This is a genomic window from Brevundimonas sp. AVps23W (genome assembly GCF_058681395.1).
The window spans coordinates 2,997,226-3,011,104 of record NZ_CM178738.1 but is presented as its reverse complement, the minus strand read 5'-3'; the positions used below and the strand labels follow the sequence as shown (position 1 = coordinate 3,011,104).

The window sequence follows — 13,879 nt, the reverse complement described above, 5'->3', positions numbered from 1 at the left end:
AGATCGTGGAGCGTCGCCTCGTCGATGCTCCACTCATCTCTCGCGGCCCGAAGGACCCCGCAGGAGTTGGCACCGTTTCGGGCGGAACCCGATGGTTGCCCCGGCGTCAAAGGGCCTAATCCCTCAGCCGGTCTTGATGAGTGATCTTACGTTGATCAAACCCAGGGCGCCGGTCAAGAGAAAAATTCAACCCCACGCCGCGTCGCCGCGCTATATCATGGGCGTAAAACGGACCTAAAACGACCTGTCGTGAAAAAATCATCCAACACGACTTGACAGTGTGGGGGTGGTCCGATCACCCTAGGCTCAGATTTCAACCGGAACTGCCCTGTGCAACAGCGCGCCCTCATCGCCGAACTTTCGACCGTCGCCGGCCTCGCCGCGACGCGTCTCGGCATGATTATTGGCACCACCGGCGGCACCACCACCACCATGCCCTTACGGGCGGGACGAGTTTAGCGCGCCGAACCCCGGCAACCGCAGAACCCGAACCCCGCCCGGTCCGCCTGGCGGGGTTTTTCTATTCACCCCACCCCCCTCCGAACATTCCCGAGAAACCCCAATGTCCGCCTCACTCGCCGTCGTAGAGAAATCCGAGAGCCTCGATCCCAGCAGTCAGCCTGCTACCGAAGTGGTGGTGCTGAAGTTCGGGTCGTCGATCCTGCGCAGCCCGGCGGAGGCGCCGCTGGTCGCCTCGGCCGTCTATGGCCATGTGCGGGCGGGGCGGAAGGTGGTGGCGGTGGTCTCGGCCTTCGGCGGGGCGACGGACCAGATGCTGGGCGAGGCGCGGGCGCTGGGCCTGGCCCATTCCAACGACCTGCTGCCCGGCTATGTGGCGCTCGGCGAGGAGAAGTCGGCGGCCCTGGTGGCCATCGCCTGCGACCGGATCGGCCTGGAGGCCTGCGCCCTGTCGGTGCGGGAGCTGGGCATCGTCGCCGAGGGGGAGCCGGAGCATTCGCGCCCCTGCGGCCTGCGGCCCGATCATCTGAAACAGGCGCTGGACCGGCACGAGGTGGTGGTGGTGCCCGGCTTCGGCGCCGTGCGGCCGGACGGGCGGATCGCCCTGCTGGGCCGGGGCGGATCGGACCTGACGGCGGTCTTCCTGGCGGCGGAACTGGGCCTGAAGAAGGTGCGGTTGGTGAAGGACGTCGACGGCCTGTACGACCACGATCCGAACGACCGGACGGCCCCCGCCCTGCGCTATCGCCGGGCGTCCTGGGATGTGGCGCGCAAGCTGGGTGGCGCTCTGGTCCAGCACGACGCCATCGACCTGGGCGAGAGCCGGGGCGTGGAGATCGAGGTCGCGGCCCTGGACCGGGCCGACGGCACCGTCATCGGCAAGAAGTCGGCGCCCCCCGGACCGGCCCCGGCCCTGCCGCCGCTGAAGGTGGCGGTCGCCGGCTGCGGCGTGGTGGGCGGCGGGGTTCTGGCCCGGCTGCTCAGCGATCCGCGCTATGACGTGGTCGGGGTGCTGGTGCGCGATCCGAAGAAGGTCCGCGACGTGGCCTGTCCCCAGTCCCTGTTCACCGCCGACCCGGCCGTGCTCTGGGCCAAGAAGCCGGACATCGTGCTGGAGGCCCTGTCGGAAGGCGAGGCGGGTCATGCGGTCATCCGCGCCGCGCTGGAGGCCGGTTGCGACGTGGCCAGCGCCAATAAACAGGCGGTCAGCCGCGATCCCGGCGGACTTCAGGAGCTGGCCAAGGCCCATGGCCGGCGGATCTTCTGGTCGGCCTCGGTCGGCGGCGGTTCGCCGATGATCGAGACCGTGCGGGCGGCCCGCGCCGCCGGCGAGGTGGTCGGGTTCGAGGCGGTGCTGAACGGCACGGTCAACTTCATGCTGGAGCGGCTGGGCGACGGCGCGGCCTTCGCCGAGGCCCTGGCCGACGCCCGGGCGGCGGGCTTTGCCGAGGAGGATCCGTCGGCGGATCTGGAGGGTCTGGACGCCGCCGCCAAGGTGCGGCTGCTGTGCCACGAGGCCTTTGGCCGCTCGCCCGACGGCGAGGTCCCGCGCGACCACCTGACCGAGGCCACATCGGCCGAGGGCGGGGTGCGCCAGATCGGCGCCGCCCATCTGAAGGACGGGGTCATCGCGCCCTCGGTCAAGCTGACGGCCGAGCACGGCGATCCGCTGTTCTCCAGTCTGCGCGGCGAGGGCAACGCCCTGAAGGTTTACGGCGCCGACGGGCGGGTGTGGCGCTGCCGGGGCCGGGGCGCCGGCCGCTGGGCCACGACCGAGAGCATCATGGCGGACCTGGCCGAGATCGTGCGCGCCCGCCGCGCCGACGCGGGCCTGAACTAGGTCATGGCCGTCTTCACCCCCGTATCGCTGGACGAGGCCAGGCGGTTCCTGGCCGGCTACGACCTGGGCGAGGTGGTCGAACTGACCGCCATCGCCGAGGGGGTGGAGAACACCAATTACCGGCTGGAGACCCGGCAGGGGGCGGCCCGGCGGCGGTTCGTCCTGACCCTGTTCGAGGCGCGGACGGACGAGGCGTCGCTGCCCTTCTGCCTGGGGCTGACGGCCCATCTGGCGGGGCGGGGCTTTCCCTGTCCGACGCCGATCGAGGATCGGTCGGGCGGCTGGCTGGGGCGGCTGAACGGCCGTGCCGCGGCGGTGATCGAATGGAAGACCGGCGCCTGGCTGCGCCAACCGTCAGAAGCCGATCAGGCGGCGGCGGGGGCGGTGCTGGCGCGGCTGCACCAGACGGCGTCCGGCTTCGCCGGGCGGCGTGACAACCCGGTCGGGCCGGCGATGTGGCGGCGGTTGGCGGATCGGTGCGCCGCGGGGGCCTCGGGCGAGGACCGGGTGTTGCTGGATCAGGTCGAGGCGGCGCTGGCGCGGCTGGATGATCCGTTTACGGACGATCTTCCGGTAGGGGCGATCCATGCCGACTATTTCCCCGACAATATCCTGTTCGAGAACGGCTCCGTTTCGGCGGTGATCGACTTCTATTTCGGCTGCACCGGGCCGCTGGTTTACGACCTGGCCATCGCCCTGTCGGCCTGGGGGTTCGACGCCGAGGGCCGACCGATGCCCGAGGCTCTGGCCGCCTTCCAGCGCGGCTATGAGGCGGTGCGGCCGCTGAGCGAGGCCGAGCGCGCGGCCCTGCCGCGACTGGGCGAGGCGGCGGCGCTGAGGTTCACCGTCACCCGCCTGCACGACCGCATCTTCCACGACCCGTCCAAACTGGTCACGCCCAAGGACCCGGCGGTCTTCCTGCGCCGCATGGACCACTGGCGGGCGCTGGAAAATGCATGATTAGACTCCGAAAAAAGTGAGTCTATTTTCGTCTAATGTTTCGCGCGGGGGTGAAATTGCACCGGGCGGAAAAGACGGTGCAATGTGCAAAAGAGTGCAATTTGCCGGGGCGGCTGGGGTTCAGTTTTCAAAGACCGGGCAGGGAGTATGGCACGGTTTTGAAGGGCGTTAGGTAGAGGGGCGTTTGCGGGCGCCAGGGGATTGAAAAGGTGCGGCTTTGTTTGCGGAATTAGGACAGCAAGGACTTTGGCGCGTCCCCCGCGCGCGAGGTTTTTAGCCGCCCAAAGCGTGATAGCTTGGCCTTATGATGAAACTGCTCAAGATCCTGTCGCCCATCCTGCTGATCGTCGGCGGGTGCGCGTCGCCAATCGGTCCAAGCCGCGCGGATCTGGCGGGCGTGCTTGCGATTTCGTCGTCCAATATCGACCGGGTGGGTTGCCACGACATCCCTGAGGAGCCGACCGAATTCGGGTGCCGTTATCGCCAGCGGGATTCCTCTGGGCAGTGGGTGCGGCAGGACGTCATGGTTGCAATGGATGGGGCGACCTGGGTGATCATCGATGGGCCAGGGGCGCCCGATTACCGCTGACGGTGGCGGGGCTCTTTTCCGCCCCACCGAATCCGGGTCAAGGGCCCCTCCGTCACGGTGCCGAAGAGGCGCCGCGCCACCTCCCCATGAAAGGGAAGGAGACCATAGGGCTAGTGCTTGCTTGGTTGCTCGATATGCGGTTTGGCGCCGAAAAATAGAAGTATGAGGCTCGTTGTCGAACTCTTATGAAGTTGTGGCTTTCAGGCAAACACCAGTTGGGGTAGTTCGCAATCAGGGGTTCACCGGGGGTGCTGCCGAATGTCGTTTCGTTCATTGATTGTCGCGACCATAATGGCCGCCGGGCTTTGGGGCGTGCCCCGAGCGGTCCTTGCGCAGACACAGACCACGGTATCGACACCCTTCATAATCCACGCCGGCGTCACTCACGGACCTGCGCCTGGTGAAGAATCGACTGTTCAACGCGGCAAGCCGCTGCTGACGCAGCGCGCGACATCGATCCGGGCGGCCCGGCTGGAGTCGGAGACTCCCTCCCTTGCCGGGTTCCGAAAGATGAAGTCGTTCGCCGCGGGCACGCCAATGTTCGGCGTCTATTCGCTGACGGGCTGGGTCTATTGCGCCGTGGCGGAGACGACTGCGTCCTGGTGGGCGGGCGACGAGTTCGTCTGTTACGAGGATATTGACGGTGACGGGCGTTTCGAGAGCGCGATGCTGTCTGGCGCCCCCTTCCTGGGCGTGCCCCTGTTCGTCTTCGAGTTGGGCGAACGCCGGGCGTTGGCGGAGCCGGCGCCTTATACCGTTATCTCGGGAGCCGAAGGCCCATCTGTGGAGTTCGCGCTCGTGGCCGCCGTCCAGACCCGACGGGCGCCTGGCATGGCGGCCGACGCGCCGCCGATGACGATCGTGACGGTGAAGGGCGGGTTTCGGGCCAGCGCCGACCTGGGCGGCGTGGGGCGTGCGGCCGATCCGCCCACCACGCCGATCGCCGGATGGTCCGACAGTGTCGTTCTCGGTCCTGAACGACGCAACAGAGTTGATGTCATGGGGGCGGAGGTCGAAATCCTGGGTGTTGGTGAAGACGGCGCCGTCCGCTACCGCGTGATTTCGCCGGCGCCCGCCCAAGTCAATCGGATCGCGATGAGTGTGACGCGTTCGACCACCTATACGCCAATCTTCATTCCGGGCTGACCATGTTCCAGCTTTCCATGATTTTCGCCGGCATAGTCCTGGCCGCCGCACCGGGGCAGGAGGCGCCGCCCGTGGCGGTCGAGCCGGCTGCGCCTGTCGCTGTAGAGCCCGCCGACGGCGCGGTCCTGCCGGACGGACCCTTGACCTGGGAAAGCCTGCCGGAGCCCCTCCGCGCTCGCATCGACGAGACGATCGGCAAGCCGATCCCCCAGGCAGTCGTAGTCGTCGACGCCCCCGCCGCAGCCGATGTTCAGGCGCGAAGGCTTGATCATGGCATGATCGTCAGCGAGCAGACGGTTCGCCCCGCTGCCTTCGCATCAATCGTCACCCCCGCGCGCAACGCCCGCAAATATGGCCCTGCGGGCGCGCTGTTATGGCGCGGCGTCAGCGAGGCCGGCGACTGGTGGTGCTGGCGCAACGACGAGAATTTTCCGAACTGGCGATCGCCGTCCAACATCTATTGCTATCGCGACGCCGACAACGACGGCGCCTTTGAGCTGGTGATGGAAAACAGCGGCGAAGGATACATCTTCAATAGCCGCTACCAGTTTCGTAGCCTGGGTCACGACGAGCGTCTGCGCGACGTCGTCACCTACAAGACCGATGCGCAGCCGGTCGATGCGGATCGCTTCGCCGAAAAGATCATCGTGCGGTACGACGGCCCGGTGTCCGGCCGCATCCAGGCCGATGGCCGACTGACCGATGGACAGGTCGTTTTCGATCTGCTGACGGGGGCCGGGGTGGCCAGCACGCCGGCCCCGACGCGCGGCAACGCTCTGGTGCGGATCATCCCTGGGCCGCCGGATGACGGCCTGACGGAAATCGGCAAGCTGTTTGTAAAGCTGGATGCGGACGGCCGTGGACGCCTGACCGACAGACGCGGCATCGTTCTGGAAGTCGATAGGGTCGATGCCGACGGCTCGGCCGACGTCAGGCTGATCTCCGGCGTGCCCCCCGGCGAGACCCTGTTGTTCCCGCCGCCGACGCGCGAAGACATACTGGCGATCATCCAGGAGATGCGGGACCGACGGGCGGACAGGGTCGATTGACCCCTTGAAAGTTTCCTCGGTGATTTGAGCCTGCTCCTCCTCCTTGAAGGTGGAGAGAGAAGGGCGGTGAAGTTGTCGCTGGAACGGAAGCGGGCTCGAGGATTTTCATCGTTACGCGGCCATGAGGGCCGCGCTCCCCGAGGATGAGAGACATGACCGACGAACGGATCGAGGGCGCTGCGTATGAGGCGACCGGTAAGACGAAAAAGGGTTTCGGCAAGATGGTCGGCGACCAGAAGCTGCAGGTCGAAGGGGCGTTCGAGGACGCCAAGGGCCGGTCGCTGGACACCTTCGGCAAGGCGATGGACGCGGTGGATCGGCTGGTCGAGAAGACCCCGGTCGATTATCGCGACAAGGCGCGGGCCGTGGCCGGCGAGGCGCGCAAGCGGCCGCTGGTGACGACGCTGTCGGTGGCGGGCGTGGGGTTGATGCTGGTCGGGATGCTGACGCGGCGGCGGTAGTAAATCTCCCTCCCCTTCATGGGGAGGAGTGAAGCAAAGCCGCTTAACTATACACCCCGTCACCCTCGGGCTTGTCCCGAGGGCCCACCTGTCCGCGCGCACAGCCGCCTGTTTTTAGCGACAGTGTGGACGCGTTGAGGGCGGGGTGTGAAGCCGGCGTGGGCCCTCGGGACAAGCCCGAGGGTGACGGTGAATTGGGTTCAGCGCGCCCGGATCGCCGCCAGGGCTGCGTCCATCGTGCCGTCGATGATCGTCATTCGCTCGGCCTGATCGCCCAGGGCGGCGATGACGGGTGCGGGTTCGGGCTCGAAGCCGAGGACGTCGGAAACGAAGGCGCCGAACTTGGACGGGTGGGCGGTGGACAGGGCGACGACGGGGCCGGTCGAGCGGTCGACGCGACGGGCGGCGGCCAGGGCGACGGCTGTATGGGGGCAGACGACGCGGCCCCAGGTTTCGTAGGCGTGGGCGATCTCGGCGCGGGTTTCCATCTCGTCGATGGAGACGGCCGAGACGGCGGCGCGCAGGGCGGTCAGCAGATCCGGATCGAAGGCGACGGCGCCGTCGCGGGCGAAGGTTTCGAACACCGCGCGGGTGCGCTCGCCGTCGCGCCCGGTAGCCTCATAAACCAGGCGTTCGAAGTTGGACGGGGCCTGGACGTCCATGGAGACGCTGCCGCTTTCGACCGCCGGACGACGCGAATAGACGCCGTCGTTGATGGCGCGGGCCAGGGCGTCGTTCTGGTTCACCGCCGCGACGAAGCCGTTCGACGGCAGGCCCATCTTGGTGGCGGCGATGCCGGCGAAGGCGTCGCCGAAATTGCCGGTGGGGACGACGAAGGTGGCGGGGCCGCCCAGCTGGGCCGTGGCCGAGACATAATAGGGGATCTGGCCCGCCAGCCGCGCCCAGTTGATCGAATTGACCGAGGACAGACGGCCGCGTTCGCGCAGGGATTCCTCGGCCAGCAGCCCCTTCACCAGACGCTGGCAGTCGTCGAAATCGCCGCGCACGGCTAAGTTCAGCACATTGTCGGCCTGGACCGTGGTCATCTGCTTGCGCTGAACCGGCGAGACGCGGTCGAGCGGGTGGAGGACGACCAGATCGACCGACTTGGCGCCGGCGAAGGCGCGGACGGCGGCGGCGCCGGTGTCGCCCGAGGTGGCGGTGAGGATGGTCAGGCGCTCGCCCGAGGCGGCCAAGGCCTCGTCCGTCAGGGCGGCGACCAGCTGCATCGCCAGGTCCTTGAAGGCGGCGGTGGGGCCGTGGAACAGCTCGAGCACGAACAGGCCGGGCTCAAGCTCGACCAGGGGGGTGACGGCCGGGTGGGCGAAGCCGGCGGTCAGGCGGTCCAGGGCGCGGTCGAGCGCGCCGGCGGGCAGGGCGTCGCCGATGAAGGGGGCGACGGCTTGCAGGGCGATGGACTTGTAGTCGGCGGCCTGATCCCGGGCGGAGGGCAAGAGCGCGGGCCAGGCGGTCGGCATATAGAGGCCGCCGTCGGGGGCGATGCCGCGCAGCAGGGCGTCGGCGAAATCGGTCTCGGGGGCTTGGCCGCGGGTGGAGGCGTAACGGGCGCTGGTGGTGCTCATAATGGTCTGGTCGTAACCAGCCGGGGCGGCGGCGTCACCCGGTTTCTGGCAGTTCGCGGGAAGAAATTGTCGGGTGAGGGGCGACGGTGGGTTTGTGCGACAAATTCATGCCGGGTCTGTTGCCCAGCCCCGCCCGAGTCCGTCATCCCAGGGCTTGTCCCTGGGGATCCATACGCCCGGTGTCAGGGAGCGGCGCATTTTGCGGACACACCGGGCGTATGGGGCCTCGGCACAAGGCCGAGGGTGACGAAACTTATAGGGAAACGGGAACCCGTTTAGGGAAGGGGAAGCGGAGAGAGCGACGGACATGGCCCCCTGCGACCATCGCTCCCGCTGGCGTCTGGGCACCGGACGGTCCATGTCTGGGGGATGAGACGACGCGATCTTCTGATCCGGCTGGGCCTGGTCGCCGGGGCTGTGGGCGGGGCCTGGTGGCTGCGCGACAATGTGCTGTGGAAGGGACCGGCCGTGGGGTTTGCGGTGGAGGGGTCGTCCGGCTGGCTGGACTATGCCGAGCGGCGGGCGCCGACCCCGACGGTGGCGGTGACGGTCAATGGAAGCCCGCTGCGGGCCCTGGTCGATTCCGGGGCGCAGTATTCGGTAATCGACCGGTCGCTGGTCGAGACCCTGGGCCTGACCGACATCTTCAATATTCCGATGGTGGCTTACGGCGTCGGGGGCGAGCCGCAGATGGGGCGGGGGACGGCGCTGGACGTGGCGGTCGGGGGGCTGAGGCTGGACGGGTTGCGGGCGGCGATCCTGGAATTGGGGCCGCTGGCCGGGGAGCAGGGTCTGGAGGCGCCGCTGATCCTCGGGCAGGACGTGCTGCGCGAGCTGGTGCTGGAGCTGGACACCGGGCGACGGCGGATGCGGTTCGTGGCGGCCGAGGCCTGGGCGCCGACGCCGGATATGGCTTCGGTGGCGGTGACGCGGGCGGGCAAGGCGTTGCAGGCGGGGATCACGGTCGAGGGGGCGACGGTGGAGGCGGTGATCGACACCGGCGCCTCGGCCGTGCTGGCCGTGACGCGCGAGACGGCCCAGGCCGCGGGCCTGCTGGACGGGCGCGAACGAACGCCGGGGCGGAGCATCGTGCTGGGCGGCGTGGTGCGGGCCGAGACGGTGACGGTCCGTGCGCTGACGTTCGGCGACGAGCTGTACCGCAATGCTGAGGTCGCCATCTATGACGACGTGCCTGTGCCGGGCTTTCCCAAGGCGCTGATCGGCATGGGGGCGTTCGAGGGCCGGCGGCTGGCGCTGGACCTGGGCGGGGAGCAGCTGTTCATGTCGCGGCCGCTGGAGATCACGGTGGGACGGTAATTCTCCCTCCCCTTCATGGGGAGGGACGATCGCGCAGCCATCAGGGTGGGGCCCGAAGGGGCGCGAGCGAGATGTCCTGACGGCCCCATCCGGGCTGCGCTTCGCTTCGCCGTCCCTCCCCATGAAGGGGAGGGAGAGGGTCTACTCCTGCACCTTCTCGGTGATGAAATGCCGGCCCTGGCGGTCTTCGATTTCGACGACCCAGAGGTCGGGGTCGTAGCCGCGTTGGCGGGCGATGTAGGCGTCCAGTTCGGATTCGCTGTCGCTGGTCACCGGCTGGATCCACAGGCGTTCGCCGTCCTGACCGAAGGCCTCGGTGTAGAGTTTGGCCGTGCGGGTCGAGGTGTCATAGGCCTTGACGATCACCGAGCCGGCGCGGTCGTCGCCCTTCTTGACCACGGTCGCATAGGCGCCCTCGATCTCGGCGCGGCGGATCAGGGCGCTGACCCAAAGGTCGCTGGATAGAAGCAATTCGCTAACCCTGTACGGAAACCAGACCCAAAGGCGGGACGTGCCAGGGTCGGGGGATGAGGATAGGCCCTTCCCCCCGGCGAACCCAAGCCCTGATCGCCGCCGCCTTGGTCGCGGCGCCGAGTCTGGCGGGCGCGGCGCCGGTGGACCGCTATTACGAGCGCAGCTTTATTCTGGCCGCCAATGCGCGTTGCGGCCTGTTTCAGCCCCAGCTGACCGCCGCCCTGACCGCCGCCGCCTGGCAGGCGCGCGGCGCAGCCCTGAGGGCGGGGGGCAATGACCGCGACCTGGCCGAGACGGCGGCGCGGGCCCGGGCGCGGGCGGCGACGACGCAGTGCGATTCCGCCGACTTGAAGACGGTCAGCGATCGGGTGCGGGACGCCTTCGCCAGTTGGTCGCGGATGACGCGGATGGACTTCCCTGGCGAACGGGCGGGCTGGAGCGCCGATCGAGCGGCCTATTCCCGGCCGACCTGGCGGCTGATGCAGGGGAGCCGCACCGGCGTCTCTCCGGTGCGGTTCGGGGTGATCGGGGGAATGAACCGGCCGGATCAGATGGCCGCCGTGGTGTCCTGGCACGGGCGGTCGCGTCCGACCGGCGTGCGGATCGTCCTGCGTGACGCCACGGTGGCGACCCGGCCCTGGCTGGCGCGCGAACTGCCGCCGGTTTCGCAGCGCCGCTCGATCTGGGCGGCGGGGGTGGAGGTCGCCGATCCCGGCCTGCTGGTCGAGGGACGCAAGACGGGCCAGATGTGGCTGTTCCCGGCTGTAGCGGCCGACGCCGTCTCGGCCCTGGATCCGCGCGAGGTCTTCGTGGTCGAATTCCTGTTCCGCGACGGCAGCGTGGCCCGCTCGACCTTCGAGACCGGCGACTTCGCCGCCGGCCGCGCGTTTTTGTCGATGGGGCGGGTTTAGGGCCGGCAGTCCGTTCAGATGATCAACGACGGCTACGTCTCTAGTCGCTCGGAAGCATGACTGTCGGCAAAGGGATGGGGCGCTCTCCCCTCTGATCGCGCCACCTATATTTGCTTTGATATTCGCGTCTCTGCTTGGCGACCTCGTAAAGGACAATCCCTGAACTGGTGCCGAGGTTGAGGCTTTCGATCATGCCGAACATCGGAATGCTGACGCACATTTCACTCCGTTCGACGGCTCGGTCGCTGATTCCTACTGCCTCGCTTCCAAACCAAACAGCGAGCTTGTGGTGAGCCGTGTAGTCACCCTCGTTCAGAAATATCGACGTCTTTCCTTTGACGTGCGGTGAGGTGACGATCGACTTGAATTTCTTGGATTCAAGATAATCGAAACAGGCGTCAGTGCTGTCGAACCGTTTCACAAACGTCCATTTTACCGCCGAGACTGAGGTCTTTGACACAGCTTTGGCGTCGCGCAACTCCTGCCAATCATCTGGCAAGGAACCTCGACTATCGACCACATAGACCTTCTCAACGCCTAAGGCGTTTACGTTTCGGATCACGGTGCCGATGTTTTTCACGTCGGTCGGATTTTCGATCACAGCGATGAGGTTCTTGCATCGAAACGGTTTGATCGCATCGGCGCGCGCCCGAACCGACCTCTTTGATTGAGCTGCTTCTTCCATCCGAACGTCTTACCGCTGCTCAATGTCGAGTTTCCACCTCTATTAAGCTGCTCCTTTGAAAACTCAGATGTGAGCTTCGTCGATGGCCGGAACCACCGGGATCACCGGCAGGCGGATCATGACGGCGGTGCCTTCGCCCAGGGTGCTGTCGATGGTCATGCGGCCGCCGTGCAGTTCGGTGAGGGAGCGGACCAGCGACAGGCCCAGGCCCGTGCCGCGCGCCTTCTGGTCGGCGTCGCCGGCCTGTTCGAAGGGGCGGCCGATGCGTTGCAGGTCTTCCGGGGCGATGCCGACGCCGGTGTCCGACACCACCAGCTCCAGATACGGCCCGACCCCGTCCAGGGTCAGGGTGACGGAGCCGCCCGAAGGGGTGAATTTCAGCGCGTTCGACAACAGGTTCAGCGCCATCTGCGTCAGGGCGCGGGCGTCGGCCTGAACCGTCAGCGGCGTGGAGGGCAGAACCGGGGCCAGGTCGACGCCCTTTTCGTCGGCCTGGACGCGGACCAGGGCGACGGCGGCCGAGACGGGGTCGCGCGCGTCCAGGCTTTCCAGGGACAGTTCGTAGCGTTCGGCCTCGATCTTCGACAGGTCCAGCACGTCGTTGATCAGGTCGAGCAGATGACCGCCGGCCTGGTGGATCGAGTCAGCGTAGCCGGCGTAGCGGTCGGGCAGAGGGCCGAACAGGCGTTGGCGCATGATGTCGGCGAAGCCGATCACGGCGTTCAGCGGTGTGCGCAGTTCGTGGCTCATATTAGCCAGGAAACGGGTCTTGCCCGCGCTCTGGGCCTCGGCCTCGACCCGGGCGCTCTCCAGCCCCAGCTCGCGGGCGAACTGGGCCGTGCCGTCGAAGGCCTGGGCGATCAGGCTGGGCTGGTCTTCTTCATGGTCGAAGCGACGCAGGATCATGACCACGCGACGGTCCAGGGCGACGCGGGGGCTGAACAGGATTTCGGCGGGCTGGCCGGCCAGGGCGCGTTGCAGGGCGGCGCCGACGGCGGGGCGGTCGGGCGCGTGGACGGAGGCGATCAGGCCCTGGTCGAACAGGGCCTGGACCGACAGGGACGGGGGCGCGGTCCCCCAGGCGGCGACGGCGCGGCCGGCGGGATCGAGCAGCAGGGTCAGGCCCGGCTGGGCGTTCAACACCGCCTCGATGCGGTCGCTGTTCGCCTCAGCCGCAGTCAGCTGAAGTTGGCGCCGGCCCCAGGTCAGGCGGATAGCGGCGGCGGTCGCGGTCAGGGTCAGCAGAACGGACAGGGCCGCCAGAACCGGCGGCTGGGGGACGGCGCCGTTCAGCAGGGCCGAGATCAGGCCCGACGCCAGAGGCAGGCTCAGAGCGGCGACGCCGATCTTCGTCAGTCGGCCTTCGTGGAGGCCAGGGCCGATACCAGGGCCGATACCGGGGTGTTCCAATGCGATCCCCGCCGCCAGGGGCATGATCAGCAGGCCAGGAACCGCCCCGGTGGCGCCGCCGGTCAGACCCGCCGCCGCCACCGAGGCCAGCAGCCAGGCCGCCATCAGGGTGAAGCGCAGGCCGAGGGAATCCCGCAACATCAGGGTCACCCCGGCCACGCCGGGCAGGGCCATGATCAGCAGGGCGGCGAGAACCTCGCCCCGCAGGCCGCCGAGGCTTTCGCCCACGATGGCCGTGACGCAGACCGCCACCGCCCAGCAGGCGTGCCATAAGGCCAGCAGCGACGGCGCAACCATCGACGGCGGCGCCGTCGACGGGCGCGGGGCGTCCATCGCGGGCAGGCTCTGCCGGGGTTGTTGGGTGTGGACGTTCAAGCGTGTGAAGCCATTGTTTCTCACGTAAACCCTAGCCCCTGGGACGAGTCCGCGCGAGACCGCTCCCGTTTCAGGCGAGATACTGACCGGCGTTCACCATGAATATCAGGGGACAAAAGGGCCGGTTGTCGTTAACGGCGGCGCGGCCTATCTGGCGGGCATGACTGATCGCGCCCCCCCGACCGAAAGCCTGGACCAGACGCTGGCGGAGCTGGCCGAGGATTTTGACCTGCTCGGCGACTGGGAACAGCGGATCGAATATGTGATCGAACTGGGCAAGGGACTGGCCCCCCTGGACGATGCCGACCGGGTCGAGGCCAACAAGGTGCCGGGCTGTGCGGCCCAGGTCTGGCTGGCGACCGCGTCCGCTGACGACCGCCTGTGGTTCGCCGCCGACAGCGACAGCGCCCTGTCGAAGGGCAATATCGCCCTGCTGCTGAAACTCTATTCCGGCCGCGCCCCGGCCGAGATCCTGGCCTTCGACGCCAAGGCCGCCCTGGACCGACTGGGCCTGCCCTCGGCCCTGACCCGCCAGCGCGCCAACGGCCTGAACAGCATGGTGGGGCGCATCCGTGAGGCGGCCCAGATGGCGAATGGGGCGACCGGCGGCTGACAGGCTA

At 67.9% G+C, this 13,879-nt stretch carries 13 protein-coding genes and 1 riboswitch; of the genes, 9 read left to right on the top strand and 4 right to left on the bottom strand.

The features are described 5' to 3' along the window. Positions 1-30 precede the first annotated feature (30 nt). Positions 31-143: riboswitch (SAM riboswitch) on the bottom strand. 419 nt (positions 144-562) lie between these two features. From ACW177_RS14615 to ACW177_RS14590, 6 genes are all read left to right on the top strand, one after another. Beyond that, on the top strand, positions 563-2,299 hold the full coding sequence (locus ACW177_RS14615; RefSeq protein ID WP_492026404.1) for an amino acid kinase family protein: 1,737 nt from the start codon (positions 563-565) through the stop codon (positions 2,297-2,299). Between the two features lie 3 nt (positions 2,300-2,302). Next, on the top strand, positions 2,303-3,259 hold the full coding sequence (thrB, locus tag ACW177_RS14610; protein WP_492026403.1) for a homoserine kinase: 957 nt from the start codon (positions 2,303-2,305) through the stop codon (positions 3,257-3,259). 304 nt (positions 3,260-3,563) lie between these two features. Continuing rightward, on the top strand, positions 3,564-3,848 hold the full coding sequence (locus tag ACW177_RS14605; RefSeq protein ID WP_492026402.1) for a hypothetical protein: 285 nt from the start codon (positions 3,564-3,566) through the stop codon (positions 3,846-3,848). A 510-nt stretch (positions 3,849-4,358) separates the two neighbouring features. Next, positions 4,359-4,994 carry a hypothetical protein gene (locus ACW177_RS14600; protein ID WP_492026401.1) on the top strand — a complete coding sequence of 212 codons (636 nt, stop codon included), beginning with the start codon at positions 4,359-4,361 and terminating at the stop codon, positions 4,992-4,994. Between the two features lie 2 nt (positions 4,995-4,996). Continuing rightward, complete coding sequence (locus ACW177_RS14595; RefSeq protein WP_492026400.1) at positions 4,997-6,043, top strand: hypothetical protein; 1,047 nt, start codon at positions 4,997-4,999, stop codon at positions 6,041-6,043. A gap of 152 nt (positions 6,044-6,195) precedes the next feature. Further along, a complete protein-coding gene (locus ACW177_RS14590) occupies positions 6,196-6,504 on the top strand; it encodes a CsbD family protein (RefSeq protein ID WP_492026399.1) in 309 nt (102 codons plus the stop codon). Positions 6,505-6,704: 200 nt separating this feature from the next. Here ACW177_RS14590 and thrC read toward each other — a convergent pair whose 3' ends face one another. Next, a complete protein-coding gene (thrC, locus tag ACW177_RS14585) occupies positions 6,705-8,087 on the bottom strand; it encodes a threonine synthase (protein ID WP_492026398.1) in 1,383 nt (460 codons plus the stop codon). Between the two features lie 369 nt (positions 8,088-8,456). On the opposite strand from thrC, the gene ACW177_RS14580 reads away from it, so the two are divergent. Continuing rightward, positions 8,457-9,404 (top strand): aspartyl protease family protein, encoded by a 948-nt coding sequence (locus ACW177_RS14580; protein ID WP_492026397.1) that lies wholly within the window; start codon positions 8,457-8,459, stop codon positions 9,402-9,404. A 141-nt stretch (positions 9,405-9,545) separates the two neighbouring features. Here ACW177_RS14580 and ACW177_RS14575 read toward each other — a convergent pair whose 3' ends face one another. Continuing rightward, positions 9,546-9,875 (bottom strand): DUF1491 family protein, encoded by a 330-nt coding sequence (locus ACW177_RS14575; RefSeq protein WP_492026396.1) that lies wholly within the window; start codon positions 9,873-9,875, stop codon positions 9,546-9,548. A gap of 56 nt (positions 9,876-9,931) precedes the next feature. Here ACW177_RS14575 and ACW177_RS14570 point away from each other — a divergent pair, with 56 nt between their 5' ends. Continuing rightward, entirely contained in the window at positions 9,932-10,789 is an 858-nt protein-coding gene (locus ACW177_RS14570; RefSeq protein ID WP_492026395.1) for a hypothetical protein, read from the top strand. Positions 10,790-10,829: 40 nt separating this feature from the next. On the opposite strand, the gene ACW177_RS14565 is transcribed toward ACW177_RS14570, so the two are convergent. Both ACW177_RS14565 and ACW177_RS14560 read right to left on the bottom strand, forming a co-directional pair. After that, positions 10,830-11,474, bottom strand: a complete 645-nt coding sequence (locus ACW177_RS14565) for a TrmH family RNA methyltransferase (RefSeq protein ID WP_492026394.1) — start codon at positions 11,472-11,474, stop codon at positions 10,830-10,832. A gap of 63 nt (positions 11,475-11,537) precedes the next feature. Then, positions 11,538-13,181 carry a sensor histidine kinase gene (locus ACW177_RS14560; RefSeq protein ID WP_492028126.1) on the bottom strand — a complete coding sequence of 548 codons (1,644 nt, stop codon included), beginning with the start codon at positions 13,179-13,181 and terminating at the stop codon, positions 11,538-11,540. A 238-nt stretch (positions 13,182-13,419) separates the two neighbouring features. On the opposite strand from ACW177_RS14560, the gene ACW177_RS14555 reads away from it, so the two are divergent. Beyond that, positions 13,420-13,872: a SufE family protein gene (locus ACW177_RS14555; RefSeq protein ID WP_492026393.1), complete on the top strand. Its 453-nt coding sequence runs from the start codon at positions 13,420-13,422 to the stop codon at positions 13,870-13,872. The last annotated feature ends 7 nt before the right edge of the window (positions 13,873-13,879 follow it).

What these genes read in the sequence shown, in the direction of transcription:
- ACW177_RS14615 (WP_492026404.1), top strand. Translation starts at nt 563, where the DNA reads ATGTCCGCCTCACTCGCCGTCGTAGAGAAATCCGAGAGCCTCGATCCC.
- thrB (WP_492026403.1), top strand. Translation starts at nt 2,303, where the DNA reads ATGGCCGTCTTCACCCCCGTATCGCTGGACGAGGCCAGGCGGTTCCTG.
- ACW177_RS14605 (WP_492026402.1), top strand. Translation starts at nt 3,564, where the DNA reads ATGATGAAACTGCTCAAGATCCTGTCGCCCATCCTGCTGATCGTCGGC.
- ACW177_RS14600 (WP_492026401.1), top strand. Translation starts at nt 4,359, where the DNA reads ATGAAGTCGTTCGCCGCGGGCACGCCAATGTTCGGCGTCTATTCGCTG.
- ACW177_RS14595 (WP_492026400.1), top strand. Translation starts at nt 4,997, where the DNA reads ATGTTCCAGCTTTCCATGATTTTCGCCGGCATAGTCCTGGCCGCCGCA.
- ACW177_RS14590 (WP_492026399.1), top strand. Translation starts at nt 6,196, where the DNA reads ATGACCGACGAACGGATCGAGGGCGCTGCGTATGAGGCGACCGGTAAG.
- thrC (WP_492026398.1), bottom strand. Translation starts at nt 8,087, where the DNA reads ATGAGCACCACCAGCGCCCGTTACGCCTCCACCCGCGGCCAAGCCCCC.
- ACW177_RS14580 (WP_492026397.1), top strand. Translation starts at nt 8,457, where the DNA reads ATGAGACGACGCGATCTTCTGATCCGGCTGGGCCTGGTCGCCGGGGCT.
- ACW177_RS14570 (WP_492026395.1), top strand. Translation starts at nt 9,932, where the DNA reads ATGAGGATAGGCCCTTCCCCCCGGCGAACCCAAGCCCTGATCGCCGCC.
- ACW177_RS14565 (WP_492026394.1), bottom strand. Translation starts at nt 11,474, where the DNA reads ATGGAAGAAGCAGCTCAATCAAAGAGGTCGGTTCGGGCGCGCGCCGAT.
- ACW177_RS14560 (WP_492028126.1), bottom strand. Translation starts at nt 13,181, where the DNA reads ATGGTTGCGCCGTCGCTGCTGGCCTTATGGCACGCCTGCTGGGCGGTG.
- ACW177_RS14555 (WP_492026393.1), top strand. Translation starts at nt 13,420, where the DNA reads ATGACTGATCGCGCCCCCCCGACCGAAAGCCTGGACCAGACGCTGGCG.